Origin of the sequence: Cyclobacterium plantarum, from assembly GCF_011290685.1 — a bacterium.
Taxonomy (GTDB): domain Bacteria; phylum Bacteroidota; class Bacteroidia; order Cytophagales; family Cyclobacteriaceae; genus Cyclobacterium; species Cyclobacterium plantarum.
The window spans coordinates 1-1,658 of sequence record NZ_JAANYN010000028.1; the positions used below are offsets into that span (position 1 = coordinate 1).

General features: G+C 39.4%; 1 protein-coding gene. It reads left to right on the top strand.

Annotation, left to right across the window (positions count from 1 at the left end; translation table 11 throughout):
• Positions 1 to 115 precede the first annotated feature (115 nt).
• The gene (locus tag G9Q97_RS24625) at positions 116 to 1,627 is read left to right on the top strand and encodes an IS1634 family transposase (protein ID WP_166151934.1); all 1,512 of its coding nucleotides are present in this window, start codon (positions 116 to 118) and stop codon (positions 1,625 to 1,627) included.
• Positions 1,628 to 1,658 lie beyond the last annotated feature (31 nt).

The window sequence follows — 1,658 nt, forward strand, 5'->3', positions numbered from 1 at the left end:
CCTGACTTCGACAGTCGTCAGTCCCATTTAAGTGTAAAAAACTGAAATACATTACTTTATGATTTTTTAGTTTTGGATTTGGGTGTCCCAGATGTTATTTTGAGTATTTTTGGACATGTTTGTCCGCAAAAAGCCCAACAAAAGTGGCAAGATCAGTGTCCAGGTAATCAATAAGATTAGGGGAAGTTACAAGGTTGCCAAAACCATTGGGAGCAGTTCCGATAAATCTGAAGTAGAAAGGCTGGTTTCATTAGGAGAAGAATGGATCAGGAATTATAAAGGAATTCTTGATATGCCGTTCAACAATGAAGAGCAGACAGCAGAATCTGTTTTGGAAAGTGTAGAAAACATTACAGTCTCAGGTACAGAACTGCTTCTGGATAAAATATTCAATGATATCGGATTCAATGTAATCAAGGACGACATTTTCAAGTGGCTGGTCTATTCCAGAATATGTTTTCCCTCCAGCAAACTCAAAACCTGTGATTATCTTCTGACCTATCACGGCCTTGATTTTCAGGTTCAGGACCTTTACCGGTATATGGACAAGCTTTACACCAATTATAAGCAGACTGTACAGCTGATCAGCTTCTCCCATACCAAGAAAATACTTGGAGGCAGTATCAATATAGTCTTTTATGACTGCACGACTCTTTATTTTGAGGTGGATCAAGAGGATGATCTGAGGAAGACAGGTTTTTCCAAAGAAGGAAAGCACCAAAATCCACAAATTGTATTGGGCTTGCTGGTAGGTCTAGAGGGTTATCCACTGGCATACGAGATTTTTGAGGGCAACAAGTTTGAAGGCCATACCATGATTCCTGTAATAGAAGCATTTAGAAAAAAATATAACCTTCCCGCCCCGATAGTTGTGGCGGATTCAGGATTGCTTTCCAAAAGTAATATCAAAGAATTGCTTAATAACGGATATGAATTCATTCTGGGGGCACGGCTTAAATCTTCGGGTAATAATCAAAAAGGAGAAGTATTGGCTCTCGAGCTTGAAAATGGAGAGAGTGTTTCGATGGATTGGGAAGAGGGCCTGAGAATGGTTGTGAGCTACTCGGAGAAGCGGGCCAAAAAGGACAGGTCTAACAGGGAAAAGGGGCTGAAAAAGCTGGAAAAACAGCTAAAAACGGGAAAACTCAACAAAACCCATATCAACAACAGAGGCTATAACAAATACCTTAAAATGGAAGGTGAGATTAAGATTGCCCTGGATATGGAAAAGTTTGAGAAGGACGGACAATGGGATGGTCTTAAGGGTTATATAACCAATACGCAGCTTGACAAAGAACAGGTAATTGAGAACTATAACAACCTCTGGAAGATAGAAAAGGCCTTCAGGATAACCAAGAATGAGATTAAGGTAAGACCTGTTTATCATTATAAGCAAAGAAGAATTGAAGCACATATCAGCATTGCATTCGTTGCTTACAAGGTTTACAAAGAGCTGGAAAGGCAATTGAATGAAAAAGGAGCGAACCTTTCCCCGCAAAAAGCAATTGAAATAGCAAAAGGGATTTACACCATAGAAATCCAACTCAAATCAACAGGCAAAAAATTGAAAAAAACACTTTTATTGAACGAAAGTCAGCAAAACCTGGCCAAAATGTTTGGTTTTTGATTTTGGGTGTCCCAGTGTCGAAGTCAGGAAA

Coding starts and splice junctions, on each gene's coding strand:
- G9Q97_RS24625 (WP_166151934.1), top strand. CDS start 116: ATGTTTGTCCGCAAAAAGCCCAACAAAAGTGGCAAGATCAGTGTCCAG.